Source organism: Pseudonocardia sp. HH130629-09 (assembly GCF_001294645.1).
In the GTDB taxonomy this organism is placed as follows: domain Bacteria; phylum Actinomycetota; class Actinomycetes; order Mycobacteriales; family Pseudonocardiaceae; genus Pseudonocardia.
In genome coordinates this window covers 1,646,784-1,673,086 of record NZ_CP011868.1, presented here as the reverse complement: position 1 = coordinate 1,673,086, position 26,303 = coordinate 1,646,784, and the positions used below count along the sequence as shown (strand labels likewise).

Genomic DNA, 26,303 nt, shown 5'->3' with positions numbered 1-26,303 from the left:
CAGGGGGTTTTCACCTAATCCGGCACCCCGTCGGGTCCGGTGGCGTCGCCGGCCGCGGTGAGGATCTCGCGGCAGGTCTCCACGTCGCGGCCCATCTGTGCGACGAGCGCCTCGACGCCGTCGTAGTGCTCCTGGCCGCGCAGCCGCTCGACGAACTCGACGCCGACCTCGTGGCCGTAGAAGTCCTCGTCGGCGTCGAGTACGTAGACCTCGACGGTGCGCACCCGCCCGGAGAACGTCGGGTTGGTCCCCACCGAGATCGCGCCCATCAGACGACGGTCGCCGATGCGGAACCAGCCCGCGTAGACACCGTCGGCGGGGATCGCGGTGTGCGGCGGGCTGGCGACGTTCGCCGTCGGGTAGCCCAGGTCACGGCCACGTTTGTGGCCGTGCACGATCACGCCGTCCACCCGGTGCCAGCGGCCCAGCGCGTGCGCGGCGTCGCGGACGGCCCCGGCGTCGATGCAGGACCGGATGTAGGTGGAGGAGAAGGTCACGTCGTGGTCGGAGACCAGGTCGAGCGCCTCGCAGGCGAACCCGAAGCGCCGGCCCAGCTCGGCGAGGGTCTCGACGTCACCCTCGGCCCGGTGGCCGAACGTGAAGTTGCTGCCCACCACGACGACGGCCGCGTGCAGCCGGTCCACGAGCACCTCGTGCGCGAACCCGGCGGGCGCCATCCGCGACAGCGCCTCGGTGAACGGGATGACGCAGAAGACGTCGGCGCCCGCCTCGGCCACGAGCTCGGCCCGCCGGTCGAGTGTGGACAGCCGCGCCGGGTGGGTGCCGGGCCGGATCAGCTCGGCCGGGTGCGGGTCGAACGTCACGACGACGGCGGGCAGGCCGCGCTCGCGCGCCCGTTCCACCGCGCGGGAGATCAGCTGCCGGTGTCCACGGTGCACCCCGTCGAACACGCCGACGGTCACGACGCACCGGCCCCAGCCGGGCGGAACCGCCTCCAGACCACGCCACCGCTGCACGGGCGCGAGCCTAGGCGAACCGGGCCGGGTCCCGCGCAGCGGGCGACCGCGCCCGGCCCGCAGGGTCAGCCGGCCGGGGCGAGCACGACGACCGGGCGGGCGGCGGCACCGCGGTCGGCCATCAGGGCCAGCGCGGCGCCGTCCGGGGCGAACACCCCGTAGGTCCCTGCGATCCCGGCCGCCGGCAGTGACTTGCCGAACCGCACGTCGGTGGCGGCGGAGGCGTCGAGGTCGACCCGCGGGAACGCCGTCGCGACGGCCGCGGCGAGATCCAGCGACAGCCCGGGTTCCTCGGCGAGCTGCTCGACGGTGCGCGCGTGCTCCAGGGTGAAGGGTCCGACCCGGGTGCGCCGCAGCGCGGTCAGGTGCCCGGCGGAGCCCAGCGCGGTGCCGAGGTCGCGGGCGAGCGCGCGGACGTAGGTGCCCGAGGAGCAGTCGACGGCGACGTCGAGGTCGCACCACGGGCCGTCGCGGCGCACCACGAGCAGCTCGAAGGCCGACACGGTGACCGGGCGGGCCGGGATCTCGACGGTCTCGCCGTCGCGGACCCGCTGGTAGGCGCGCTTTCCGTCGATCTTCACCGCGGACACCGCGCTGGGGACCTGCATGATCTCCCCGGTCAGCGCGGCCATGGCGGCGCTGACGGCGTCGTCGTCGGCCCCGACCGGGACGGGCTCGCCGACGGGCGTGCCCTCGGCGTCGTCGGTGTCGGTGCCCTGCCCGAGCCGCACGGTCGCGATGTAGGCCTTGGTGTCGAGCGACAGGTGCCCGAGCAGCTTGGTGGCCCGCTCGATGCCGACGACCAGCACCCCGGTCGCCATCGGGTCCAGCGTCCCGGCGTGGCCGACCTTGCGGGTGCCCATGATCCGGCGGAGCTTCCCGACGACGTCGTGGCTGGTCGGGCCTCGGTCCTTGTCGACGATCACGAGACCGGGCGGCGGGGGCGGGTTGCGTGCGGGCACGCCGGGACGCTAACGCGCCAGCCGGTACCCGACTCCACGGACCGTCACCACGACGTCGCGGGCCCCCAGCTTCGAGCGCAGCGACGCCACGTGCGCCTCCAGCGTGCGTGCCGCGGACGCGTCGGCGGTCCCCCACACCTGCTCCAGCAGCTCGGTGCGCGGCAGCACCGCCCCCTCCCGGCGGGCGAGCGCGGCGAGCAGGTCGAACTCCTTGCGGGTCAGCGCGACCTCGGTGCCGGCCGCGGTCACCGCCCGCCGGTCGAGGTCGACGACGACGTCGCCGACGCTCACCGTCGCGGCCACCGCGGCGCCGGTGGCACGACGCAGGACGGCCTCGGTCCTGGCCACCAGCTCGTCGGTGGAGACCGGCTTGACCAGGTAGTCGTCGGCGCCCGAGCGCAGTCCCTGCACCCGCGCCGCGACGTCGCCGCGGCCGGTGATGGCGAGGATCGGCACCCGGGACCGCTCCCGGATCTCCCGGCAGACGCCGATGCCGTCGCGGTCGGGCAGGCCCATGTCGAGCAGGACGACGTCGGGCTCCCGCTCGGCGACGGCGGCGATGGCCGCGGACCCGCTGGTCACGAGGTCGGTCGGGTAGCCCTGACGGACGAGGCTGCGTCGCAGGGCGTCGCCGAGGACCGCGTCGTCCTCGACCAGCAGCACCCGCACGGACCCACCCTAGTCACGATTCCTCAAAGCTTCCTCAAGCTCGGTGCCCCCGCGGTTGCCCCACGACACACCCCGGCTCCATCGTGTCCGCACCGAACACGTCGAGGAGGACGGACATGGCCGAGGTCGCCAACGCAGACGGCTCGTCCGGGACGGGGTCCACCACCCCCACCCGGACCAAGAAGAAGGTCTACACCCAGCTCTGGTTCTGGGTCATCGTCGGCATCGTCTCCGGCATCCTGGTGGGCTTCTTCGCCCCCGGGTTCGCCAGGGAGACCAAGTGGCTGGCCGACACGTTCGTCCAGATGATCAAGGTCATCATCGGCCCCGTCATCTTCTGCACGGTGGTCGTCGGCATCGCCTCGCTGGGCAACCTGGCCCGCGCCGGTGGCCTCGCCGCCCGGGCACTGGGCTACTTCCTGATCATGACCGTCATCGCACTGGCGATGGGCCTGATCGCGGGCAACCTGTTCCAGCCGGGCGCCGGGTTCACCGGCCAGCCCAGCGCGTCCGACCTCGCGAGGGCCACCGACCAGGCCGCCACCGGCAGCCAGGAGTCGGGCGTCATCCCGTTCATCCAGGACTCGCTGCTCCCGCACAGCTTCTTCGGCCCGTTCGTCGAGAACTCGGTCCTGCAGGTCCTGGTGCTGGCGATCCTGTCGGCCTGCGCCATCTCGTCGCTGAACCCGGCCCTGCGCAGCCGCCTGGTCGGCGGCATCGAGGGCATCGCCCAGGTCATCTTCGGCATCATCAAGATCATCATGTGGGCCGCGCCGGTCGCCGCGTTCGGTGGCATGGCCTACACCGTCGGCCAGATGGGCACCGGCTCGCTGATCAACCTGCTCAAGCTGATGGGCGTGTTCTGGGGCACCTGCGCGGTGTTCGTCCTCGTCGTGCTCGGTGCCGTGTCCTGGGCCGCCGGGTTCAACGTCCTCAAGGTCATCCGGCTGATCAAGGACGAGCTGCTGATCATCGTGGGCACGTCGTCGTCGGAGTCGGTGCTGCCGCGCTTCCTCACCAAGCTGCAGTCCGCCGGTGCGTCCAAACAGACCGTCGGCATGGTCATCCCGACCGGCTACTCGTTCAACCTCGACGGCACCTGCATCTACCTGACCCTGGGTGCGCTGTTCATCATCCAGGCCGGTGGCGAGGTACTGCCGATCGGCGCACAGATCGCGCTGGCCGTGCTCATGGTGCTCACCTCGAAGGGCGCCGCCGGTGTCACCGGCGCCGGCCTGGTCACCCTGGCCGCGTCGCTGCAGGCCTTCGGCGGGGAGTTCTTCACCCCCGAGGCCATCGTCGTCGGTCTCGCGCTGATCGTCGGCATCGACCGCATGATGTCCGAGGGTCGTGCGCTCACCAACGCGATCGGCAACGTCGTTGCCACCCTGGTCATCGCCCGCTGGAACGGCGAGCTCGACCGCGAGCGGCTCGCCGCGGTGCTGGACGACCCGACGCTCGTCGAGGCCGACATGGAGGCCGCGCACGGTGGCGGTGCCGCCGACGAGCAGATCGAGCAGGCCGCCGAGGGCGCCGAGAAGCCCGAGTCCGGCTCCCGTGAGAAGGTCGGCGCGGGCTCCTGACCACGGCGCGGGTCCTCCTCCCATGACCGTCGCAACCCCGCGGAGCCAGAAGGCCCGCGGGGGTGTGGACGTCCCGGCCGGTGCACGGGTCCCCCTGCCACTCCCGCGGTGGCAGGCTGGGCCCGTGCGCCGGCCGTTCCGTTCTTCCCCACCGCTGCGGCGGTCGCGGCTGGTGCGGCGGCTGTTCCTGCTCCAGGTCGTCACCGTGCTGCTCACCGTCGGCGGGCTCGCCGCGCTGGGTGTCGTCGGTGCGACCCGCCTGGAGCACGACGCCGCCGGGCGGCTCACCACCGCCACCGCGCTGTCACTGGCCTCCGATCCCGAGGTCGTGTCCGCGGTCCGAGAGGGCGGCGGGCTCGCCACCCTCGCCGGGCGGCTGCAGCCGGTGGCCGAACGCGTCCGCCTGGCCACGAACAGCAGCTTCGTCGTGGTGATGTCCCCGCAGGGCATCCGCTACAGCCACTACAACCCCGACGAGATCGGGCGGCCGTACCAGGGCAACATCGTCCCGGCACTGGCCGGGCGCACCTCCACCGAGGTCTACACCGGCACCCTGGGCCCCTCGGTCCGCACCGTCACCCCGGTGCTCGTCGACGGCCGGGTCGCCGCGGTCGTGTCCGTCGGCGTGCTGCAGACCCGGATCAGCGACCTCGCGCTGCGCTGGCTGCCGGGCATCCTCGCCGCGGCCGTGGTTGCGGTGCTCGTGGGCTCGGGACTGGCGGTGGTGCTGGCCCGGCGGCTGCGTCGCCAGACCCTGGGCCTGGAGCCCGAGGACATCACCGCCGCCTACACCCACCACGAGGCGGTGCTGCACGCCGTCGGCGAGGGACTGCTGGTCGTCGACGGCGACGGGCGGCTCGTCGTCGTCAACGCCGAGGCCCGGCGACTGCTCGGCCTGCCCGACCACGACTCCCCCGGCGACCCCGCCGTGCCGGGCCGGCCGCTCACCGGGCTCGGCATGGACCCGGCCGTCGCGGCCGTGCTCACCAGCGGGCTGCGCTCGGACCTGCGCGACCGGGCCGCGCTGGCCGGGGAGCGGGTGCTGCTGGTCAACAGCAGGCACGCCGGGCCGGCCGCGGGCCCGGGGACGCGGGTGTTCACCCTGCGCGACCGCACCGAGCTGGCCGGGGTGCTGCGCGAGCGCGACGAGGCCCGCGACACCGTCGCCGCGCTGTCCGGGCAGGCGCACGAGTTCGGCAACCGGCTGCAGACCGTGCTGACCCTGATCGAGCTCGGCGACACCGCCGACGCCGCGGCGGCCGGCACCGCCGCGCTGGACCGCACCCGCGGGCCCGGGGCGCGGGTCGTGGCCGAGGTGTACGACCCGATCCTGGCCGCGCTGCTCGCCGACAAGGCGTGGCAGGCCTCCGAGCACGACGTCTCCTTCTCCGTGACCGACGCCTGCGACCCCGACGTGCTGCCGGAGCTGCGGTTGCCCTTCGCCGCGGACGACCTGGTCTCGCTGGTCGGCAACCTCGTCGACAACGCGGTCGAGGTCGTCACCGGGCGCGCCGGGGAACGGTCGGTCGCGGTCGTCCTGCGCACCGGGCCCGACGGCCGCGAGCTGCTCCTGGAGGTCGCCGACAGCGGCCCCGGGGTGCCGCCCGACACCGCCCGCGAGCTGTTCACCTTCGGGTTCAGCACCCGCGCGACGCCCGGCGGCCGCCCCCGCGGGATCGGGCTGGCGCTGGTCGACCGGATCGCCCGCCGCCTCGGCGGGTCGGTGACCGTCGGCACCCGCGACGACGGCACCGGCGCCGTGTTCACCGTGCGGCTGCCGCTCCCGGCCGCGCCCCCCGGGGACGCCGGACCGCCGGAGGACCCCGGCCCCCCGGTACATCGGCCGGACGCCGCGGTACACCGGCCGGACGCCCGGGTGGACCTGCCGGACGCTCCGGGCCACCGGTCGGAGACCTCGGCCACCGGCCGGGGCTGACCACCTGCCGCCACCGGGTCCCGGCCCGCGGGGAACGCGACCACATCGCGGCACATCCGTCCGGTGACCCGTCCCGGAGGCGCCGAGTGGCACGTCAGGTACCTCCGGGCACCGCCACCGGGTGCCTGGTGTGCCACTCGGCCGCCCGGACTCCATCGACGGTCGCTCCACGCACCGCGGCGAACGGGCCCCGTCGCGGCGCCGGAGGGGTGCGGACCCGTTCGTCCTGCCCGGCCGGGCCGAGGCCCCGGCAACCGGGCGGACATCTCCTGCGGGCCGACCAGGCCGACCGGGCCGGCCACCGAGCCACCGGGGCCCGCAGCTCGGGGAGGGCCACATCGAGGGGCGCAGCAGGTCGGACGGTCAGGCCCGGATCTCCCCCGGGACCGCCCAGCGCCCCGACCGTGCCCGCAGCCCCACCGCGACCAGGCGGACCACCATGAACGCTGCGAGCCCGGTCCAGATCCCGGCCAGCCCCCACCCGAACAGCAGGGACAGCCAGATCATCGGCAGGAACCCGCCCAGTGCGGCGAGCAGCGTGGTGGTGCGCAGGAAGGCCGCGTCACCGGCGCCGAGCAGCACACCGTCCAGGGCGAACACCACCCCGGCGATCGGCTGCAGCGCGGTGAAGAACCACCACGCGGCGGGGATCGCCGCGAGGACGGCCGCGTCGCGGGTGAACACCGGCGGCAGGACGGGGTAGAGCGCGGCGAACAGCACGCCGAACCCGCAGCCGAGCACGAGGCCGTAGCGGGTCACCCGGGCGGCGAGCGCCCGCGCCGGACCCGTGTCCGCACGGTCGCCGCCGGCGCGGTCATCGGCAGCACGGTCGCCGTCCACGGGGTCCTCAGCAGCACGGTCGCCGGCAGCACCCTGCTCGCCGGCAGCACCACCGAGGGCGGCCCCGACCAGGGACTGCGCCGCGATCGCGACCGCGTCGAGCACGAGGGACTGGAACACCCACAGCTGCAGCACGATCTGGTGCGCGGCGACGGACTCGGACCCGAACCGGGCGGCCACCGCCGTCGCGGACAGGAAGCAGGCCTGGAACCCCAGCGACCGCACGATCAGGTCGCGGCCCATCGTCGCCTGGGAGCGGAGGACCGCGGTGTCCGGGGCGAAGCGGACCGGGTCACCGGCGGGGGCGCGCCGTCGTTCGACGACCAGCGCCCGCAGGAACAGCGACGCCGCGACGGCCTGCCCCGCGACGTTCGCGATCGCCGAGCCCTCGAGCCCCCAGCCCGCCCAGTCCCCCGCCCCGTGCACCAGGAGCGGGCAGAGCAGCGCGGACAGCAGGTTGCCGCCGACCACGATCCACATCGGACGACGCGTGTCCTGCACCCCGCGCATCCAGCCGTTGCCGGCCAGCGTCACCAGGACCAGCGGGGCACCGAGCAGGGCGATGCGCAGCCACGAGACCGCGCCCTCGGCGATCGCCGGGTCCCCGGCGAGCAGCCCCGCCAACGGTGCGGCGGCGAGCTGCCCGAGCGCGACGACGAGCAGCCCGACGCCCAGCGCCAGCCAGGTCGCCTGCACGCCCTCGGTCACCGCGGCCGAGCGGCGCCCGGCGCCGTAGAACCGGGCCGCGCGCGCCGTCGTCCCGTAGGACAGGAACGTCAGCTGGGTCGTGACCTGCGCGAACAGCACCGCCGCGACGGCGAGCGAGGCCAGCGGCAGCCCGCCCAGCCGTCCGACGACGGCCGTGTCGACCAGCAGGAACAGCGGCTCGGCCGCCAGCACCGGGAGGGCGGGCAGGGCGAGCCGGAGGATGTCACGGGGCCCGCCCGCGAGAGGGGCGGGCCGGGTCACCGACGAGGGCGGCGGCAGAGGAAGCAGAACGCGGGCGGCAGGTTGCGCCACACCGTCCGGGTCATCACGACCTCGTCGAACGTGTCGTGCAGGGTCGCCTTGAACCGCCGCGCCGAGGGCATCGGCAGGGTGTGGGAGTAGGCGAACGTCGCGAACGCGCCGGTCTCCCCCACCGCCCCGACGACCTGGTCGAGGATCTCCTGCTGCATCACGCGGTCGAACAGCGACCAGGGCAGCCCGGAGATCACCGCGTCGACCGAGGTGATGTCCCGCTCGGCGAGCAGCGCCCCCAGCTTGCGGGCATCGCCGTTCACGACCTCGACGCCCGGGTGGCGCTCCTGCAGGTAGCGGGCCATCCCCGGGTCGAGCTCGACGGCGAGATGCCGCCCCTCCGGGGGCAGCCGCCTGCCGACCTGCGTGGTGACGGCGCCGGTGCCCGGCCCCAGCTCGACGACGACCGGCGCGCCGTGCCCCGGCGCGATGCGGGCCAGCTTCGCCGACAACCGCGGCGAACTCGGCCACACCGCACCCACCCGGGCCGGGTTGCGCAGCCAGGCACGGAGGAACTCCGGCCACCCGCTGGACGCGTTGCCGTGACTGTCGCCCCCGCGGGCCGCAGCGGGCTCGGATCGCACCGCACACCTCCTGGTCTCGCGGGACACGCTACGTGCCCCGACGCCGTGACGCCGGACCGCCCCGAGGTGTACCCGGTCGTGATGTCGGGGCCGTGTACCCGGGATGAACCCGGTCAACCGGGCGTTCTCAGCGGGCCAGCTCCACACGCAGCAGCGCCAGGATGCCGTCGCGGGTGCCGGCCCGCTCGAACCCGGCGGCACCGGCGTGCCCACCGCCACCGAGCGCCGTCGCCACCCGGGACAGGTCCGGGGAGCCACTGCCGCGCAGCGACACCGACCACTCACCCGGCGCCGTCTCGGTCAGCAACGCCGCCACCCCGCCCCCGGCCGCGGCCTGCAGCGACCCGACCAGCGTCACCGTGCGGTCCCGGAACCGGGCCGCGGTCGCCACGTCGACGGCGGCCCACACGAGGTCCGCCCCGGCGGCGACGCCCGGTTCGCGATGGGCCCCGGCCAGCACCGTGGCCTGCGCCGCGAGCCACGCGAACGGCACCGGTCCCCCGATGTCCCGCAGCAACGGGGCGGGCTCGACGCCGGCGTCGACGAGCTCGGCGCCCAGCCGGAGCGCGTCCGAGCCGCCGCGCCGGAAACCGCCGGTGTCGGTGTAGAGCCCCGCGAACAGCGACCGGGCGAGGACCGCGTCCAACGGGGCGCCCAGCTCGGCGAGCACCTCCCGGACGAGCGTCACCGTCGCCGGGGCCCCCGGGTCGACGAGGTACCGGTCCGTGAACGCCGCGAACGACGCGTGGTGGTCCACCGCCAGCGAGGACCCGGCCGTGTCCAGCACCGGCTCCAGGTCCCCGAGCCGACGGGCCGCGGAGATGTCGCAGCAGACCAGCAGGTCCGGCGAGCGCGGCGCGTCCACCGAGGCGACGACGAGCCCGTGGGGGTCGAGGCTGTCGACCAGCGCGGCCGGCACCTGGTCCGGCCCACCGAACGACACGGTGACCGAGGTGCCCGCGCGATGCAGCGCCGTGGCCAGGGCCAGGGCGCTGCCCGCGGCGTCCGCGTCGGGCCGGACGTGCCCGACCACGAGCACGTCACGAGCCCGGCGCAGGACCGCCGCGGCCCCGGCCGGATCGACCGGACCGGGGCCCGGGACGGTCTCGTGCACGACGCCGGTCACTCGTCGTCGGTCTCCCGCGGGGCCTTGTACGGATCCGGGTCCCCCGCCGGGGACGCCGTGGCCGCCAGCCGGGCCACCTCCTCGTCGGAGGCGCGGGTGCGCGCCAGCAGCTCCTCCATCCGGCGGGCCGTGTCCGGCACCGCGTCCAGCACGAACGCGAGGCTCGGCGTGTGCCGCACCCCGGTCTGCTGCCCCACCCGGCTGCGGAGCACTCCGCTCGCGCTCTGCAGCGCCGCGGCAGCGCCCGCGGTGTCCGGCTCCTCCTCCAGCGAGGCACCCATGACCGTGTAGAACACGGTCGCCTCGCGCAGGTCCCCGGTGACACGGGTGTCGGTGATCGTCACCATCGCCAGCCGCGGGTCCTTCACCTCGTGCTCGAGGGCCTCCGCGACGATCTGCGAGATCCGCTTCGCGAGCTTGCGGGCGCGGGCCTGGTCGACCATGTCCTGCTCCTTCCACCGGGACGTGCGAGCCCGAGTCTAGGTGTGATGTCCAGGCAGGTTGGTCAGGCGACTGATCGGCGGTAGGCCGTTGGTTGCGCTGTGGGACCGGTGGTGATTGTAGAAGTGCAGCCAGCCGGGGAGCGCGTCTCGCCGAGCCGTTTCGCAGGGGTGGAAGCGGGCGTATGCCCACCCGTCGGCGAGGGTGCGGTGGAAACGTTCGATCTTGCCGTTGGTCTGAGGCCGGTAGGGCCGGGTTCGCTTGTGGGTGATGCCCAGTTCGCTGCAGGTGTCACGCCAGGCGTGTGAGCGGTAGCAGCTGCCGTTGTCGGACAGGACCCGTTCGACGGTCACGCCGCGGGCGTTCAACCAGTCCACGGCCCGGCGTAGCACACCGGTGGCGGTGTCGGCTTTCTCGTCGCTGTGGATCTCGGCGTAGGCGACGCGGGAGTGGTCGTCGATGACGGTGTGGACGAACGCTCTGCCGGTGCGCGGCTTGTAGTCGGTTCCCCTGGGCAGTCCGGGAGTGGACCGCTTGTTCAGGGCGCCTTGTCGGCGTCCGACGAAGCGGTGTCCGCCTCCGTCGGGGATGTTGCCGAACTTGGTGACGTCGACGTGGATCAACGAGCCGGGGTGTGGGTGTTCGTAGCGGCGTAGGGGCTCGCCGGTGACCCGGTCGATGTGGGAGAGCCGGTTGATCCGGCAGCGGCGCAGGACCGCGTGCACGGTCGAGGCGGCGAGAGCGAGTCGGCCGCCGATCTGTACTGGTCCGAGTCGGTGGTGCCACCGCAGTCGCACGATCTGCTTCACCAGCCTCGGCGGGGTCTTGGCCGGCATCGACCGTGGTCGGGAGCTGCGGTCGACCATCCCGGGCGGGCCCTCGGCGCGGTAGCGGTCAGCCCACTTTCGGGCGGTGCGAGGGGCGACCATGAACATTCTGGCCGCGGTGGAGCAGGTCCAGTCCTGGTCGACGATCAGACGGGCCAGCCGTAGCCGGGCACGCGGAGTCAGCGCAGCGTTAGCGTGGGTCACAAGGGCCTCCGGTTGGTGAAGCGGTTCCTAGACAGCTCCACTTCACAACCGGGGGTCCTCGCCTGTCTCAGCGACAGGCCGTCATCAGCTCAACCTGGAACAACGTCCATGGACATCACATCTAGGCACGGGTCGCGGGGTTGCGCCGCGCCCGAGCGGGGCGGCGGTCAGTCGTCGTCCGGGCCGAACAGCCGTGTCCGCGCGGACAGCAGCTCCAGCTCGGGGCGGGCGGCGACGAGTCGCTCGCACCGCTCCAGCAGGGCTCGCACGTGGACCGTGTCGGCGGCCACGCAGCTCACCCCGATCAGCGCGCGCCGGTGCAGGTCCAGGTGGCCGGCCTCGGCGGCCGCCACCTCGAACCGGCGCAGCTCGGCGAGCAGCGGACGGACCATCGACCGCTTCTGCTTGAGCGACCGGACGTCGCCGAGCAGGACGTCACACTCCAGGGAGCCGACGTACACACACACCTCCACTGACGCCGACGGGGCGGCCGGTGACCGGCCGCCCCGTCGGAGCGCGTTCGTCAACCGCTAGTCGCGCGGCTTCTCCCGCATCTCGAACGTCTCGATGACGTCGTCGACCTTGATGTCGCTGTAGGTACCGAGCGTCAGACCGCACTCGAAGCCCTCGCGGACCTCGACCACGTCGTCCTTGAACCGGCGCAGCGACGAGATCGGGAGGTTCTCGTGGATCACCTTCGAGTCGCGCAGCAGGCGCGCCCGGGCGTTCCGGCGGATCTCCCCACTCATCACCAGGCAACCGGCGATCGTGCCGAACTTCGAGGACTTGAAGACGTCGCGGACCTCGGCGCGGCCCAGCTCGACCTCCTCGTACTCCGGCTTGAGCATGCCCTTGAGGGCCGCCTCGATCTCGTCGATCGCCTGGTAGATCACCGAGTAGTAGCGGATCTCGACGCCCTCGCGGTTGGCCAGCTCGGTGGCCTTGCCCTCGGCACGGACGTTGAAGCCCATGACGATGACGTTGTCCGCGATGGCGAGGTTGATGTCGCCCTCGGTGATACCACCGACGCCGCGGTGGATGACCCGCAGCTCGACCTCCTCACCCACGTCCAGCTTCATCAGGGCTTCCTCGAGCGCCTCGACGGTGCCCGAGTTGTCACCCTTGATGATCAGGTTGAGGGTGTTGGTCTCCTTCAGCGCGGCGTCCAGGTCCTCCAGGCTGACGCGCTTGCGACGGCTCGCCAGCTCGGCGTTGCGCTCGCGGGCGCGGCGCCGGTCGGCGATCTGGCGGGCCACCCGGTCCTCGTCCACGACGAGGAACGTGTCGCCCGCACCCGGCACCGACGTCAGACCGATGACCTGCACCGGGCGCGACGGGAGCGCCTCGGTGACGTCCTGGCCGTGCTCGTCGACCATGCGCCGGACGCGCCCGGAGGCGTCGCCGGCCACGACCGAGTCGCCGACCCGGAGCGTTCCGCGCTGGACCAGCACCGTGGCCACCGGGCCGCGACCGCGGTCCAGGTGACCCTCGATGGTGACGCCCTGCGCCTCCATCTCGGGGTTGGCCCGCAGGTCGAGCGCCGCGTCGGCGGTCAGCAGGATCGCCTCGAGCAGGGCCTCGATGTTGGTGCCCTGCTTCGCGGAGATGTCGACGAACATGGTGTCGCCGCCGTACTCCTCGGCCACCAGGTTGTACTCGGTGAGCTGCTGACGGATCTTCTGCGGGTTCGCACCCTCGACGTCGATCTTGTTGACCGCGACGACGATCGGCAGACCGGCCGCCTGGGCGTGGTTGATCGACTCGACGGTCTGCGGCATCACGCCGTCGTCCGCCGCCACCACGATGACCGCGATGTCGGTGGACTTCGCACCACGGGCACGCATGGCGGTGAACGCCTCGTGACCCGGGGTGTCGATGAACGTGATGAGCCGCTCCTCGCCCTCGAGCTCGGCCGTGACCTGGTAGGCGCCGATGTGCTGGGTGATGCCACCGGCCTCGCCCTCTCGGACGTTCGCCTTGCGGACCGTGTCCAGCAGCCGCGTCTTACCGTGGTCGACGTGACCCATGACGGTCACGACCGGCGGACGGGCCTCGAGCGCGTCCTCGTCGCCCGGGTCACCGAACTCGATGTCGAACGACTCCAGCAGCGCACGGTCCTCCTCCTCGGGGGAGACGACCTGCACGCGGTAGTTCATCTCCTGGCCGAGCAGCTCCAGGACCTCGTCCGAGACCGACGCGGTGGCCGTGACCATCTCACCGAGGTGGAACAACACCTGCACCAGCGAGGCCGGGTTGGCGTTGATCTTCTCGGCGAAGTCGGTCAGCGACGCGCCACGCGGCAGCCGGATCGTCTCGCCGTTGCCCTTGGGCAGGCGGACGCCGCCCACCGAGGGCGCGGCCATGGCGTCGTACTCCTGGCGCTTCTGCCGCTTCGACTTGCGACCCTTGCGGGCCGGACCGCCGGGACGGCCGAACGCACCCGCGGCACCGCCGCGACCACGCGCACCGCCACCACCGGGACGACCGCGGAATCCACCACCGGCCGGGGGCGGACCACCGGGACCGCCGCCACCGGGACGGAAACCGCCGCCACCGCCACCGGGACGACCGCCACCGGGGCCACCACGACCGGCACCGGGACCACCACGACCGCCGCCGGGACCACCACGGCCACCGGCACCGGCTCCGGGGCGACCGGCAGCCGGACGCGCGGGCATCATGCCCGGGTTCGGCCGCGGAGGCATGTTGCCCGGGTTCGGGCGGGGACCGCCCGCACCCGGAGCGCCGCCCGGACGGGGCGGACGCGGCGGGGCCTCACCGGAACGCGCGGCGGGAGCCTCGGGACGGCCGCCCTGCTGGCCACCGCCCTGCTGGGGCTGCGGCGCACCGGAACGCGGGCCCGGCTTGGGCGAACCCTGGCCGACCCCGAACGGGTTGTTGCCGACGCGCGGCTGGCGCGGGCCCGGACGGGCACCACGCTCACCGGGCTGGCCCGAGGGACGCGGGGCGCCACCGCCCTGGCCGCCCTGTCCCTGACCGGGACGGGGCGTCGAGGCGGGCTTCGGCGCGGCCGGGCCGGGCTTCGGCGCCGCCGGACCGGGCTTCGGCGCGGCGGAACCGGGCTTCGGCGCGGCCGGGGCCTCGGCAGCCGCAGCGGGAGTCTGGGCGGCCGGGGCAGCCGGAGCCGCCGGGGCCTGCGGGCCGGGCTTGGGCGCGGCCGGTCCCGGCTTCGGGGCGTCGGTGCGCGCCGCGGGCTGCGACGGCGACGGGGCACCCGGGGTGGGTGTCGCGGGGGCCGGCGGACCCGGACGCGGGCCGGGCTTGGGGGCCGCACCCGGGGTCGGGCGCGACGGCGACGGGGCGCCGGAGCCACCGGCACGCGGACGACCGCCACCGGGCGCGCCGGAACCGCGGCGCTGACCGCCGGCGGGGCCACCACCGGAGGCCATCGCGTCGCGCAGCTTGCGCACGACCGGGGCCTCCACGGTGGAGGAGGGGGACTTCACGTACTCCCCCAGGTCCTGCAGCTTGCTGAGGACCTGCTTACTGCTGATTCCGAGCTCTTTCGCGAGCTCGTGCACGCGGGCCTTGCCTGCCACTGCTCTCCTCATCCTGACCGGAGGCCGGGCGGCAGCATCCCGCTCGACCTCGAACCTAGTGTCGAAGCACGTTCATGGTGCGATCTTCACTGCTGGCTCATGACTGGTCGACCTTGCTTTCTTCCGATGACGGGTCCGAGAGGTTCCCGAGCCCCAGCGGGTCGTGCGACTCCTGCAGCCACCGCCTGACGGCGGTGACGTCCGGTGCCGAACGGACGCGTAACGCCCGGGCGAACGCCGAGCGTCGCTCGGCCTTGTCCAGGCACCCCGTAGAGAGGTGCAACCAGGCACCCCGTCCGGGGAGACGGCGGCGCGGATCCGGAATGCAACGTCCGTTCTCCACGACCACCCGCAACAGTACGTCGGCCCGTTCCCGGGTCCGGCACCCCACACAAGTCCGGATCGGAACCGACCGGGTGTGCGTGGGCGACGGTCCGCGACCGCGGGCCGATGACGAGTGTAGCGTAGGGCGGTCGTCGGGCATTCCCTCGCCCGACCCCTGCTGTTGATCTCCGTCGGTCAGGACGGCTCCCCGGCGGGATCGGCCGGCCCACCGTCGGGGGTGACCGGGTCGCGCGGGTCGGCGTCACTGCGGATGTCGATCTTCCAGCCGGTGAGCCGGGCGGCCAGACGGGCGTTCTGCCCCTCCTTGCCGATCGCCAGCGACAGCTGGAAGTCCGGCACGACGACGCGGGCGATCCGGGCGCGCTCATCGAGCACCGTCACCGACACCACCTTCGACGGCGAGAGCGCGTTGCCGACGAACTCGGCCGGGTCCTCGGACCAGTCGATGATGTCGATCTTCTCACCGGCCAGCTCGCCCATCACGCCGCGCACCCGGGCGCCCATCGGGCCGATGCAGGCGCCCTTGGCGTTGAGCCCGGAGCGGGTCGAGCGCACCGCGATCTTGGAGCGGAACCCCGCCTCACGGGCCACCGAGACGATCTCGACGGCACCGTCGACGATCTCGGGCACCTCGAGGGCGAACAGCTTGCGCACCAGGTTCGGGTGGGTCCGCGACAGCGTGATCGAGGTGCCCCGCGGGCCGCGGTTCACGCCGATGACGAAGCAGCGGATCCGGTCGCCGTGCTTGTAGACCTCGCCCGGCACCTGCTCGGCGGCGGGCAGCACGGCCTCGGTGCCGCCGGAGAGCTCGACCACGACGACGCCGCGGGCGTTGGCGCGCGCGTCGCGCTGCACGATGCCGGCGACGACCTCGCCCTCCTTGGTGGAGAACTCGCCGTAGGTGCGCTCGTGCTCGGCGTCGCGCAGCCGCTGCAGGATGACCTGGCGGGCGGTCGTCGCCGCGATCCGGCCGAAGCCGTCCGGGGTGTCGTCGAACTCCGGGCCGGGGGTGCCGTCCTCGGACGCGTCGGCGGCGTCGCGGACCATGACCCGCACCACACCGCTCTTGCGGTCGACGTCGACGCGGGCGTCCGGGTGGTGACCGTCGGTGTGCTTGTAGGCGGTGAGAAGCGCCGTCTCGATGGCCGAGAGGACCGTCTCGAACGGGATCTCCTTGTCCCGCTCGATCGCGCGCAGCGCGGGGATGTCGACGTTCACCGGTTCTCCTCGTCGCGGGCAGTGCCCTCAGGGCCGTCAGGGCCGTCAGGGCCGTCAGGGCCGTCAGGGCCGTCAGGGCCGTCAGGGCCGTCAGGGCCGTCAGGGCCGTCAGGGCCGTCAGGGCCGTCAGGGCCGTCGTGGTTCGTGGGGGCCCCGTCGGCCCCGTCGGTGCTGCCGGACAGCCCGTCCGGGTCGAGCAGTGCGGTCTCCGCGGGCGGGGCGGGCTTGAACTCGACCTGCACCTGGGCGTGGCGGATCTCCGCGAGCGGGATGTCGCGCCGCTCCGGGGTCTTCCTGCCGGGGACCGCGACGGCGACCGTCTCGCCGTCGAGCCGGCCGACCCGGGCGTCGACGACGGAGCCGTCGGTCAGCGTGAGCCGTGCCAGGCGCAGGTAGGCCCGCCGCCAGTGCCGGGGCTCGCTGAGCGGCCGGTCGATCCCGGGCGAGGTCACCTCGAGCGTGTACGAACCCTCGATGAGGTGCTCGTGCGGGTCCAGCTCGGCGGCCGCGGAACGGCTGAGCCGGGCGATGACGTCGAGGTCGATGCCGGTCTCGGGCGAGGACTCGGGCAGGTCGACGACGAGCTTGACCGAGTGCCGTCGCCCGGCGGAGCGGACCTCCACGGCGTCGATCTCCAGCCCGGCCCCGTGGACCACCGGCTCGAGCACGCCGCGCAGCTGGTCTGCCAGCTGTGCGGGGTCCGGACTGCGCATCGGGTGACTCTCCTCGTGTGGGGGGCCTGCCGGGGTGACGACCGGTCGGCAGGGCTCCGGTTGGGGACGATCGTGGTGTCGCGACCGCCGGTGGGCGGGCACGTCGGACGCTTGCGGACGGCATCCGACAGCGGCGCCGCACACCGCGACGCGTCCGGGCGGGACCGAGCGGTGCCGGTGACGGTGGGGACGGCCGACGAGCCTAGCGCGTCCGCCCGGCGGGCCGACGGTCGGTGGCCTGCCGGCGGGCGGTCGTCCGCGGCCCGTGCCGGCACGGTCGGTGCCGCGCGGCCCGGCGCGTGCTGGCAGCATGACCCGACGTGAACGACCGCCAGCCATCCGTGTCACCCAGGGTGTCCCCCCGGATGTCACCGACCGGGCCGCCGTCGTCGCTGGTCCCGTCGTCGGTGACCGGCCCCCGCCGTGTCCGCCCGACCCGACGCCTGGTGCTGGTGGCCGCGGCCGCGGTGGCCGCGACGGTGCCGCTGGCGGGCTGCTCCCGCGCGACCACGCGCACCCAGGACGCCTCGGACGCCCTGCTCGCGCTCGCCGACGCCGCCCGCTCCGACGCCGCGCTGATCGTCGCCGCGGTGACCGGCGATCCGTCGCTCGCGGGCCGGCTGGAGCCGCTGCGCGCGGCCCGGATGGAGCACGCCGCCGCGCTGGACCAGGCGGGCGGGCGCACCCCGGGCCAGATCGCCTCCCCCGCGACACCACCGTCGGGTGACCTCGCCGCGGTGCGCGACGCCGTCGCCGGGTCGGCCCGCAGCGCGGGCGAGGTCGTCCCCCGCGCCTCGGCGCTGCAGGTGGGGCTGGTCGCCGAGGTCGCCGCCTGCTGCGCCACCTACGCGGCGATCCTCACCGGGGCCCCGGCATGAGCGCGGGTCCGCTGCCGCGGCAGTCCTCCGACGACGAGCCCCAGGTCCCCCAGGTCACCGTCGACGCGCTGCAGCGGGCGCTCGCCTGCGAGCACGCGGCCCTGTGGGCGTACAAGATGGCGCTCGCGTTCATCCCGCCGGAGTGGGCGACCCGGGCCCGCGGCGACATCGAGGCCCACACCACCCTGCGCGGCCAGATCACCCAGACCCTGTCCGACATCGGGCAGCGGCCGGTCTCGGCGCAGCCGGCGTACGCGGCCCCGCAGCCCGTCGTCGACGGCGTGTCGGCCGGGGCGCTGCTGGTGTCGGCCGAGACCGACGCGATCGCCGCCTGGCGGTCGGTGACCGAGCGGTCGTCGTCGGTCCCGCTGCGCGAGGCCGGGTTGAAGGCGATGGTCGAGTGCACCGGCCGGCTCGCGTACTGGCGCGGGGTCACCGAGCGGTCCCCCGTCGTGCCGGTGTTCCCCGGCCGAAGCTGAGGGGCGCGGCGCTCGGCGACGCTCAACGGAGCGCGGCGACGGCCGCCTCGACGTCGTCGAGGGTGGTCGACAGGTGGAACGCCAGCCGGGCGGCCCCGTCGCGTACGGCGGCGGTGATCCCGGCCGCGGCCAGCCGGTCGGCCGCCCCTCGGCGCGCACCGACACGATGGCCGACCCAGCGGGTGGCATCCCGAGGCGCTCGCGCAGGCCGTCGGCGAGGCCGACACAGTGCGCGCGCAGGGCGTCGGGGTCGAGCGAGGCCAGCCACGGCAGCGTCACCGCGGCGCCGGCGTGGGCGAACCAGACCGGGGCCTCCTCGCCCCCGGCCGGACCGGGCCGCGCGGGCGGGGCCGGGGTGTAGAGCCCACCGCCCCAGCGGTCCCGGGTGCCGTACCAGCCCGCGGAGTGCGGGGTGGGCTCCGGCCAGCGCGCCCCGGCGGGCGGTCCGTCGACCCAGGACGGCCGCCGGGCCAGCCAGGCGGTGCCGCGCGGCGCGAGCAGCCACTTGTACCCCGACCCGACGACGGCGTCGGCGTCGTGCAGGCGCAGCGGGAGCCATCCGGCGGCCTGGGTGACGTCGAACAGCAGCCGCACGCCGCTGCGGGCGCGGGCGGCGAACAGCGCGTCGACGTCGGCGATCGTGCCGTCGGAGGACTGCACCACCGACACCGCGACGAGGTCGTGGTCGGCGGCGTGTGCCGCCAGCTCGGCGAGCGGCACCTCGGTCACCCGGACCCCGCGGTGGGCCTGCACCGCGAACGGCCGGGTCACCGAGGAGAACTCGCCGCGGGCGACGAGCACCCGGGTGCCCTCGGGCACCGACGCGGCGAGCGGACCGATGAGACCGGACGTCGTGGCGCCCTGCGCGACATCGGCGGCCGGCACCCCGATGATCGCGGCGAACCCGGCACGGGCCGTCTCGACGGCGTCGTCGAACTCCTTCGGCGAGTTCCCGCCGACGGCCCAGCGCGCCACGACGTCGGCGACCACCGCCGACGCCCGTCGCGGCGGGATGCCGACGCTCGCGGTGTTCAGGTAGCCGGGCCGGTGTGGCAGTTCGCATCCGGCGAAGGTGACCGAGTCGTCCACGCTGCCCGACCGTACCGACGGTCCTACTGTCTCGGGGTGTGTACAGCGAGCTGATCGAGATCCGGACCGGTTCCGAGGAGACGGTCGTGGACCTGACGCACCGGATCGAACGCTTCCTGTCCGACCGCGGTGCCGACGACGGCCTGCTCAACGTCTTCGTGCCGCACGCGACGGCCGGGATCGCGGTCATCGAGACCGGGGCGGGCAGCGACTCCGACCTGCTCGCGCAGCTGCGCGAGCTGCTGCCCGCCGACGACCGCTGGCGGCACCGCCACGGCAGCGCCGGGCACGGGCGCGACCACGTGCTGCCCGCGTTCGTGCCGCCCTCGACGACGGTCCCGGTGATCGACGGCCGGCCCGCGCTGGGGACCTGGCAGTCGATCTGCCTGGTCGACACCAACGTGGACAACCCGACGCGGTCGGTGCGGCTGACGTTGCTGCCGGGCTGAGGCCCCGCGACACCTGCTCCGGACCGCCGGGCGACCGCGGCCCGCCGCCCGTCGGAACGCCGCGCCGGGGTCGGACGACAGCGCCGTACGCTGCGCCGGTGACCTCCGGCCGGACGACGACCGACCGCCCGCCCTGCCCCGGTTCCGGGCGACGGCTGCGTCCCGCGTTGGCCGCCGCCGTCGCCGTGCTGGTCGTGGCAGGCGCGGCGGCCGGGCTCGGGGGTGGCATCCGCCCGGCCACCCCGGCCACCTCCGCGCCCGCCCCGCCCCCGGCCGTGGAGCCCGCCGCGTTCGCGGTCACGCCCCCGCCGGGATGGACCGCTCCGGCCCCCGGGGCGCCCGTGCTGGAGGTGTTCGGGGTGCCGTTCGCCCGGCTCGCCGAGGCGCCGCCGTTCGCCGCGGGCGACTGCCCCGTCGGCGCCGCACCGCGCGGGGTCGCCGCCGCGGCGCTCGTCGCCGTCCCGGCCGGGACGACCGTCGAGCAGGCCGCGCAGGCGTTCGCCCGCGGCGCCGGGGAGTCCGCCTACGCCGGCTCGGCCCCGCAGGTGGCGGTCCGGCCGCCCGGGCCGCGCCCGGGCGACGACGAGCCGGGGACCTGGGTGGAGGCCACCGTGCGCACCGACGGCACCGCGTCGGCGACGGGCGGCTGCCGCGCCACCGACGGCGCGGTCGGGGTGCTCGCGGTGCCGCGGACCCAGGCCCGCGACGGCTCGGTCGGTGTCGCGATGCTGGTGGTCGCGGCGGACGTGGGCGGCGGCCCCGGCGACGCGGTGCCCCGCTCCGCGCTCACCGATCTGGCCGCCTCGGCGGTCCGTCCCGGCTGACCCCGGAGCGTACGGAGCGGGCCCCTCCGGCGAGGGACCCGCTCCGTACGGTGGCGGTGCGGCTCAGGCCCCGCGGACGATCCCGGCGACGAGCTCCGCGGCGCCGGCGCGGTCGATCTCGCTCCGCTCGCCGGTGGCCCGGTCCTTGAGCTCCAGCTTCCCCTCCGCGAGCCCCCGCCCGACGACGACGATCGTCGGGACCCCGATCAGCTCGGCGTCGGCGAACTTCACGCCGGGGCTCGCCTTGCGGTCGTCGAGGAGGACCGCAAGGCCCTGGGCCTCCAGCTCGGCGGCGACGGCCTCGCCGCCCTCCAGCAGCTCCGCGGACTTGCCCGCGACGACGACGTGCACGTCGAACGGCGCGACCGAGCGCGGCCACACCAGGCCGGAGTCGTCGTGGGACTGCTCGGCGATCGCGGCGACCAGCCGGGAGACGCCGATGCCGTAGGAGCCCATCGTGATCCGGACCGGCTTGGAGTCCGGGCCGAGCGCGTCGAGGGAGAAGGCGTCGGCGTACTTGCGGCCGAGCTGGAAGATGTGCCCGATCTCGATGCCGCGGGCGGCCTCCAGCACCCCGGTGCCGTCCGGGGACGGGTCCCCGGCCCGGACCTCGGCGGCCTCGAGCGTGCCGTCCGGGGCGAAGTCGCGGCCCGCGACGAGGTCGACGACGTGGTGGTCGGCCTTGTCCGCGCCGCTCACCCAGGCGGTGCCGGTCACGACGCGCGGGTCCACGAGGTAGCGGACCCCGTTCGCGGCCAGCGCGCCAGGGCCGATGTAGCCCTTGACGAGGAAGGCGTTGCGGGCGAAGTCGGCCTCGTCGAGCAGCTCGACCTGGGCGGGCTCCAGCGACGCCTCGAGGCGCTTCATGTCGACCTCGCGGTCCCCGGGGACGCCGATCCCCAGCAGCTCCCACTCGGTCGCGCCCGGCTGCCGCGTCTTGACCAGCACGTTCTTGAGCGTGTCGGCCGCGGTGAAGGTGCGCTCGGTGGTGGCGTTGAGGAAGTCCACCAGCGACGCGATGGTCGGGGTGTCCGGGGTGTGGTGCACCTGCGCGGCGGGCAGCCCCTCGAGCGGGATCGCCGGGGGCGCGGGCGTGGTGACGGCCTCGACGTTGGCCGCGTAGCCGCCGGGGCCCCGGACGAAGGTGTCCTCGCCGGTCTCGGACTCGGCCAGGAACTCCTCCGACGCCGAGCCGCCCATCGCGCCCGAGGTCGCGGACACGATGACGTAGCGCAGCCCGAGCCGGTCGAAGATCTTGACGTAGGCGTCGCGGTGCTTGCGGTAGGACTCGGACAGGCCCTCGTCGGTGAGGTCGAACGAGTAGGAGTCCTTCATGAGGAACTCGCGGCCGCGCAGGATCCCCGCGCGGGGCCGCTCCTCGTCGCGGTACTTGTTCTGGACCTGGTAGAGGATGACCGGGAAGTCCTTGTAGGACGAGTACTCGCCCTTGACCGTGAGGGTGAACAGCTCCTCGTGGGTCGGGCCGAGCAGGTAGTCACCGCCCTTGCGGTCCTGCAGGCGGAACAGGTTGGGGCCGTACTCGGTCCACCGGTTCGTCGCCTCGTAGGGCTCGCGCGGCAGCAGCGCCGGGAACTGGATCTCCTGGGCGCCCATGGCGTTCATCTCCTCGCGCACCACGTTCTCGATGCGGCGGAGCACCGTGAGGCCGAGTGGGAGCCAGGAGTACACGCCCGGGGCCACGCGACGGACGTAGCCGGCGCGGACCAGCAGCTTGTGGCTGGGCACCTCCGCGTCGGCCGGGTCCTCACGCAGGGTGCGCAGGAACAGCGACGACATCCGGGTCAACACCTGCAGAAGGGTAGCGAGGGACCCCGGAGCTCCTCATCCCGGTTCCGGAGCGGGCAGACTCGGGGCATGGGAGACGAACAGCACGAGTTGCTCGCGGGGGCACGCCAGGGCGTCCTCGCGACGATCAAGCGCAGTGGCATGCCCCAGCTGTCGCCGGTGACGCCGTACTACGACCGGGCGGCGGGCACGGTGCAGGTGTCGATGACCGAGGGGCGCGCGAAGACCGCGAACCTGCGGCGGGACCCGCGGGCGGCGCTGTCGGTCGAGAGCGCCGACGGCCGCTCGTGGGCGACGGCCGAGGGCCCGGTCGAGCTCGTCGGCCCCGACGACTCGCCCGACGGGCCGGCCGTGCAGGCACTGGTCGACTGGTACCGGGCCGCCGCCGGGGAGCACCCGGACTGGGACGAGTACCGCGAGGTCATGGTCCGGGACCGGCGGGTGCTGATGACGATGCGGGTGCAGCGCGTCTACGGCGAGAACCTGGGCTGAACGCACCGGGGCGGGCGGAGCCGTCGGCCACGCCCGCCCCGTCCTGCGCTGGCTCAGTGCACGAGCGGGGGCTCCCCGGCCGCGACCGGCACCCCCTCCCCCGCGACGGCCGCGGCGGGCTCGCGCTCCGGGTCCCAGCGCAGCACCGTCGAGGCGACGAACCCGATGGCCGGGGCGATCGCGGTCGCCAGGATCGCGCCCTGCGGCCCGACCGCGGGACGCGAGCCAGCGCGGCGACTCGGGCAGCAGGAACCACTGCGCGACACCCAGCAGGGCCGCGATCACGCCGGCGCTGGCGAGCGACCAGCGCCATGCCAGGAGCCCTCCAGGCAGAACCCGCGCACCGCCCCGGAATGCCGGTGCACCCCGAGCCGGCCGCCGCCCTTGACCCACAGCACGTTGGAGAACTTGTTGTTGCGCACGTCGAAGGCGAGGTGCCGGATCGCGGCGTTGTCGCCCCACGGGACCCACGGCGAGGCCTCCTCCGACGGCGGCACGTGGATGTCGGGGACCTCGAACTCCCGGGTGATCGCCAGCCGCGACGCCGGGTAGGGGCCTGCCGGGCGGTGTCGGGTGTGGTGGTCGGGTCGAACAGCCGGGTCATGCTGCATCGGGGCCCTGGCGTACGGGACCGGCAGAACGTAGGCAGCAGGTGGCCCGGCTCACATGTGCGTGCGCGCAGGAGCGGTTGCGGATTCGCGCAGGGCGTCCCGCCAGTCCCGCGGTGAGCTGCCGTGGCGGGCCTTGAACGAGCGGGAGAACTGCGACGGGTCGCCGAGCCGGTCGCGCAGCACCGCGGTGGCGCCGGCGCGCAGCACCGCGCGGGCGTCGCGCGGGTCCTCCCCCGCCGAGCCGAGCGCGGCGGCGAGCAGCGCGATCGTCGACGCCCGCACCCCGATCCGGTCGTGCGCCCGGCCGAGCTCGGCCAGCCGCTGCACGTACGGCGCGGCGAGCGACCCGACCGGGCTCTCGGCGCCGATGCGGACCGCGGTCGACCAGGTCGGTGGCACGGCGAAGCCCGCGGTGCGGAACCGCTCCCCGGGCACCTTGAGCACCGTGAGGTCGAACGGCTCGCGGGACTCGATGAGGCAGGCCCGCGACGCGTCGTAGGAGGCGAGGTCGCCCGGCTGCAGCAGCGCGGTGCGCCCGTCCTGCTCGACGTGCAGCGCCCCGGAGCGGGGCGGCATCACGAAGATCGTCGCGGCGTCGCGGTCCGGTGCCCGGACGACGGCGTGCGGGTCCGCCCGCAGCGTGCTGACCTCCAGGTCGTCGACCCGGTGGACCTCCAGCCCGGCGGCGAACGAGCCGGTGGTGTGCGGCCGGAACTCCAGCGGGACGTAGACGTCGCTGATCACCGACTGCCAGTGCCGGGCCTGCCGGTGCGGCTCGAGCGAGGTCGTGTCGATCCTCATCGCCCGTTACGGCCGACACCGCCGTCGGCCCAGAGGAGAACCATGATCGCCGCCGTCACCACCGACGCGCGACGGCTCGTCGTGACCGAGGTCCCGGACCCGGTCCCCGGCCCGGGCGAGGTGCTGGTGCGCCCGCTCGTCGTGGGGGTCGGTGGCTCGGCCCTGCACCTGTTCGACGGCGATGCCGGTGCCCGGTCCGGCGCCGAGCGCGGGCTGCCCCGGATCCAGGGCCACCAGCTCGCCGCCGGGACCCGGGTCGCGGTGTGGCCGCCGCTGTCCTGCGGGGCCTGCCGGCTGTGCTCCGCGGGCACGGTCAACGCCTGCCCGGCCCTGCGGGTGATCGGGGTGCACCTCGACGGCGGGTTGGCCGGGGCGCTCGCGGTCCCGGCGGCCAACGTCGTCGCGGTCGGCGATGTCGAGCCCGGGGTCGCCGCGCTCGTCGAGCCGGTGTCGGTGGCGGTGCACGCCGTGGCCCGCGGGCGGGTCCGGCCCGGCGACCGGGCCGGTCGTGTTCGGCGGCGGCGCGGTCGGGCAGGGGGTGTGCCTGGTGCTGGCCGACGCGGGGGTCGAGACGCTCCTGGCCGACCCGTCCCCCACCCGGGTGCGGGCGGGCGCCCTGTGGGGTGCCGCCGGGACCACCACCACCGACCCGGACGCGCTGGTCGCCGAGGTCGGCGCGTTCGCCGGCCCGGACGGCCCCGACGTCGTGCTCGACGCCACCGGCGTCCCGGCCGTCCTCGACACCGCGCTGCACCTGGTACGGGCCGGTGGCACGGTCGTCGCGGTCGGGCCGACCTCCGCCGCCGGTCCGGTGCACACCGGGCTGCTCGCCGCGAAGGAGGTCGCGGTGCTCGGGTCGAGCTGCTGCACCGGTGCCGAGTTCGCGACCGCCGCCGCGCTGGTCGGCCGCCGGGCGGGGGCGGTCGCCGCGCTCCCGGTCCGCCGCGTCGCCCTGGCCGACGCCGTGTCCGCCCTGTCCGGCCACGGCACCGACGACGTGGTGGAGACCCTCGTCGACGTGACCGTCTGAGTCCCCGCCCCGAGAGGAACCCCATGTCCGACAACCGTGTCGCCGCTTCCCTGTTCGACGTCACCGGTCGCGGCTACGCCGTCACCGGTGGCGCCTCCGGCATCGGCCTGGCCGTGGCCGAGGTGCTCGCCGACTCCGGCGCGCACGTCGCGCTGCTCGACCTGCACCCGGGCCGGGTCGAGGCCGAGACCGCCCGGCTGCGCGAGCGCGGGGGGAAGGTCACCGGACACGTCGTCGACGTGACCGACGGCGACGCCGTCGCGGCGGCGGTCCGCGCGGCCGAGGCCGACGCCGGCCGTCTCGACGGGGTGTTCGCCAACGCCGGCATCTCGGTCGGCGCGAGCTTCACCGGGCCGGGCTGGCGGGTCGAGGAGTTCCCGATCGATGCCTGGGACACCGTGCGAGCGGTGAACCTCGACGGTGTGCTGGACACCCTGCGCGCCGCGGCCGCCGTCCTGCTCCCGCGGGGGCGGGGCCGGATCGTGCTCACCGCCTCGACGGCGGGCCTGCGCACCGACCCGATGGTCGCCTACTCCTACACCTCCGCCGAGGCGGCGGTGGTCGGCCTCGGCCGGCAGGCCGCCCTCGACCTCGCGGGGTCCGGCGTCACCGTCAACGTGATCGCCCCCGGCCCGTTCCGCACCAACATCGGTGCGGGCTTCGACCCGGGCGAGGCGGTGTGGCGGGAGACGGTGCCGCTGGGTCGGATCGGGCACACCGACGAGCTGAAGGGGCTCGCGCTGCTGCTGGCCTCCGACGCGTCGAGCTACATGACGGGCGGGGTGTACCCGATCGACGGGGGTGCGCTGGCGCTCTCGCACACCCCGGCCTGAGCGGGC

The 26,303-nt window shown here is 74.8% G+C and carries 26 protein-coding genes and 2 pseudogenes; 10 read left to right on the top strand and 18 right to left on the bottom strand.

Features of this window, described 5'->3' with window-relative positions; translation table 11 throughout:
- Positions 1-14 precede the first annotated feature (14 nt).
- From XF36_RS07570 to XF36_RS07560, 3 genes are all read right to left on the bottom strand, one after another.
- On the bottom strand, positions 15-977 hold the full coding sequence (locus XF36_RS07570) for a bifunctional riboflavin kinase/FAD synthetase (protein ID WP_060711428.1): 963 nt from the start codon (positions 975-977) through the stop codon (positions 15-17).
- A gap of 65 nt (positions 978-1,042) precedes the next feature.
- Positions 1,043-1,939: a tRNA pseudouridine(55) synthase TruB gene (gene truB, locus XF36_RS07565; protein WP_060711427.1), complete on the bottom strand. Its 897-nt coding sequence runs from the start codon at positions 1,937-1,939 to the stop codon at positions 1,043-1,045.
- A 9-nt stretch (positions 1,940-1,948) separates the two neighbouring features.
- Entirely contained in the window at positions 1,949-2,608 is a 660-nt protein-coding gene (locus XF36_RS07560) for a response regulator transcription factor (RefSeq protein WP_060711426.1), read from the bottom strand.
- A 116-nt stretch (positions 2,609-2,724) separates the two neighbouring features.
- Here XF36_RS07560 and XF36_RS07555 point away from each other — a divergent pair, with 116 nt between their 5' ends.
- Positions 2,725-4,191 (top strand): cation:dicarboxylate symporter family transporter, encoded by a 1,467-nt coding sequence (locus XF36_RS07555; RefSeq protein WP_060711425.1) that lies wholly within the window; start codon positions 2,725-2,727, stop codon positions 4,189-4,191.
- Positions 4,192-4,315: 124 nt separating this feature from the next.
- Positions 4,316-6,127 (top strand): sensor histidine kinase, encoded by a 1,812-nt coding sequence (locus XF36_RS07550; RefSeq protein ID WP_168169474.1) that lies wholly within the window; start codon positions 4,316-4,318, stop codon positions 6,125-6,127.
- Positions 6,128-6,490: 363 nt separating this feature from the next.
- Here XF36_RS07550 and XF36_RS07545 read toward each other — a convergent pair whose 3' ends face one another.
- The 10 genes from XF36_RS07545 to rimP form a co-directional block, all read right to left on the bottom strand.
- The gene (locus XF36_RS07545) at positions 6,491-7,936 is read right to left on the bottom strand and encodes an MATE family efflux transporter (protein WP_060711423.1); all 1,446 of its coding nucleotides are present in this window, start codon (positions 7,934-7,936) and stop codon (positions 6,491-6,493) included.
- Complete coding sequence (locus XF36_RS07540) at positions 7,933-8,571, bottom strand: class I SAM-dependent methyltransferase (protein ID WP_414706215.1); 639 nt, start codon at positions 8,569-8,571, stop codon at positions 7,933-7,935. Before XF36_RS07540 ends, XF36_RS07545 begins: the two co-directional genes overlap by 4 nt.
- A gap of 127 nt (positions 8,572-8,698) precedes the next feature.
- Positions 8,699-9,685 carry a DHH family phosphoesterase gene (locus XF36_RS07535; RefSeq protein ID WP_064485569.1) on the bottom strand — a complete coding sequence of 329 codons (987 nt, stop codon included), beginning with the start codon at positions 9,683-9,685 and terminating at the stop codon, positions 8,699-8,701.
- An 8-nt stretch (positions 9,686-9,693) separates the two neighbouring features.
- Positions 9,694-10,140: a 30S ribosome-binding factor RbfA gene (rbfA, locus tag XF36_RS07530; RefSeq protein ID WP_020623264.1), complete on the bottom strand. Its 447-nt coding sequence runs from the start codon at positions 10,138-10,140 to the stop codon at positions 9,694-9,696.
- Between the two features lie 36 nt (positions 10,141-10,176).
- Positions 10,177-11,169 carry an IS481 family transposase gene (locus tag XF36_RS07525; protein WP_082375251.1) on the bottom strand — a complete coding sequence of 331 codons (993 nt, stop codon included), beginning with the start codon at positions 11,167-11,169 and terminating at the stop codon, positions 10,177-10,179.
- Between the two features lie 167 nt (positions 11,170-11,336).
- The gene (locus XF36_RS07520) at positions 11,337-11,630 is read right to left on the bottom strand and encodes a DUF503 domain-containing protein (protein WP_060711420.1); all 294 of its coding nucleotides are present in this window, start codon (positions 11,628-11,630) and stop codon (positions 11,337-11,339) included.
- A gap of 69 nt (positions 11,631-11,699) precedes the next feature.
- Positions 11,700-14,729 (bottom strand): translation initiation factor IF-2, encoded by a 3,030-nt coding sequence (gene infB / locus XF36_RS07515; protein ID WP_060711419.1) that lies wholly within the window; start codon positions 14,727-14,729, stop codon positions 11,700-11,702.
- 97 nt (positions 14,730-14,826) lie between these two features.
- Positions 14,827-15,213 carry a YlxR family protein gene (locus tag XF36_RS30200; RefSeq protein ID WP_082375250.1) on the bottom strand — a complete coding sequence of 129 codons (387 nt, stop codon included), beginning with the start codon at positions 15,211-15,213 and terminating at the stop codon, positions 14,827-14,829.
- Between the two features lie 35 nt (positions 15,214-15,248).
- Positions 15,249-16,292, bottom strand: coding sequence for a transcription termination factor NusA (gene nusA, locus XF36_RS07510; RefSeq protein WP_060711418.1), 1,044 nt, complete (start codon positions 16,290-16,292; stop codon positions 15,249-15,251).
- Complete coding sequence (gene rimP, locus XF36_RS07505) at positions 16,289-17,005, bottom strand: ribosome maturation factor RimP (protein ID WP_082375249.1); 717 nt, start codon at positions 17,003-17,005, stop codon at positions 16,289-16,291. Before rimP ends, nusA begins: the two co-directional genes overlap by 4 nt.
- A 365-nt stretch (positions 17,006-17,370) precedes the next feature.
- Between rimP and XF36_RS07495 the strand changes: the two genes are divergently transcribed.
- Together XF36_RS07495 and XF36_RS07490 are read left to right on the top strand one after the other, a co-directional pair.
- Entirely contained in the window at positions 17,371-17,883 is a 513-nt protein-coding gene (locus XF36_RS07495) for a hypothetical protein (protein ID WP_145981295.1), read from the top strand.
- A complete protein-coding gene (locus tag XF36_RS07490) occupies positions 17,880-18,362 on the top strand; it encodes a ferritin-like domain-containing protein (protein ID WP_060711415.1) in 483 nt (160 codons plus the stop codon). The genes XF36_RS07495 and XF36_RS07490 overlap by 4 nt, the downstream gene beginning before the upstream one ends.
- Before the next feature lie 525 nt (positions 18,363-18,887).
- Here XF36_RS07490 and XF36_RS35130 read toward each other — a convergent pair.
- Positions 18,888-19,247 (bottom strand): annotated as a pseudogene (locus XF36_RS35130) (aminotransferase); the annotation flags it as partial.
- A gap of 242 nt (positions 19,248-19,489) precedes the next feature.
- Between XF36_RS35130 and XF36_RS07480 the strand changes: the two are divergent.
- Both XF36_RS07480 and XF36_RS07475 read left to right on the top strand, forming a co-directional pair.
- Positions 19,490-19,900 (top strand): secondary thiamine-phosphate synthase enzyme YjbQ, encoded by a 411-nt coding sequence (locus tag XF36_RS07480; protein WP_060711414.1) that lies wholly within the window; start codon positions 19,490-19,492, stop codon positions 19,898-19,900.
- A 98-nt stretch (positions 19,901-19,998) separates the two neighbouring features.
- Positions 19,999-20,724 carry a hypothetical protein gene (locus tag XF36_RS07475; protein ID WP_060711413.1) on the top strand — a complete coding sequence of 242 codons (726 nt, stop codon included), beginning with the start codon at positions 19,999-20,001 and terminating at the stop codon, positions 20,722-20,724.
- 63 nt (positions 20,725-20,787) lie between these two features.
- Here the strand turns inward: XF36_RS07475 and XF36_RS07470 are convergent, their stop codons facing one another.
- A complete protein-coding gene (locus XF36_RS07470; RefSeq protein WP_193394004.1) occupies positions 20,788-22,533 on the bottom strand; it encodes a proline--tRNA ligase in 1,746 nt (581 codons plus the stop codon).
- Between the two features lie 66 nt (positions 22,534-22,599).
- On the opposite strand from XF36_RS07470, the gene XF36_RS07465 reads away from it, so the two are divergent.
- Positions 22,600-23,022, top strand: coding sequence for a PPOX class F420-dependent oxidoreductase (locus XF36_RS07465; protein WP_060711411.1), 423 nt, complete (start codon positions 22,600-22,602; stop codon positions 23,020-23,022).
- A 53-nt stretch (positions 23,023-23,075) separates the two neighbouring features.
- On the opposite strand, the gene XF36_RS32255 is transcribed toward XF36_RS07465, so the two are convergent.
- Genes XF36_RS32255 through XF36_RS07450 form a run of 3 tightly spaced genes read right to left on the bottom strand, consistent with a single transcriptional unit; the run spans position 23,076 to position 24,434 of the window.
- The gene (locus XF36_RS32255; protein ID WP_060711410.1) at positions 23,076-23,288 is read right to left on the bottom strand and encodes a hypothetical protein; all 213 of its coding nucleotides are present in this window, start codon (positions 23,286-23,288) and stop codon (positions 23,076-23,078) included.
- Positions 23,289-23,303: 15 nt separating this feature from the next.
- Positions 23,304-23,633, bottom strand: a complete 330-nt coding sequence (locus XF36_RS07455; protein WP_060711409.1) for a hypothetical protein — start codon at positions 23,631-23,633, stop codon at positions 23,304-23,306.
- Positions 23,634-23,684: 51 nt separating this feature from the next.
- Positions 23,685-24,434, bottom strand: a complete 750-nt coding sequence (locus XF36_RS07450; RefSeq protein ID WP_060711408.1) for a cupin domain-containing protein — start codon at positions 24,432-24,434, stop codon at positions 23,685-23,687.
- Between the two features lie 42 nt (positions 24,435-24,476).
- Between XF36_RS07450 and XF36_RS35500 the strand changes: the two are divergent.
- From XF36_RS35500 to XF36_RS33820, 3 genes and pseudogenes are all read left to right on the top strand, one after another.
- A pseudogene (locus XF36_RS35500) lies at positions 24,477-24,782 on the top strand (hypothetical protein); the annotation flags it as partial.
- A 160-nt stretch (positions 24,783-24,942) separates the two neighbouring features.
- Complete coding sequence (locus XF36_RS33825; protein WP_060711406.1) at positions 24,943-25,464, top strand: zinc-binding dehydrogenase; 522 nt, start codon at positions 24,943-24,945, stop codon at positions 25,462-25,464.
- 23 nt (positions 25,465-25,487) lie between these two features.
- Complete coding sequence (locus tag XF36_RS33820; RefSeq protein WP_060711405.1) at positions 25,488-26,297, top strand: SDR family NAD(P)-dependent oxidoreductase; 810 nt, start codon at positions 25,488-25,490, stop codon at positions 26,295-26,297.
- The last annotated feature ends 6 nt before the right edge of the window (positions 26,298-26,303 follow it).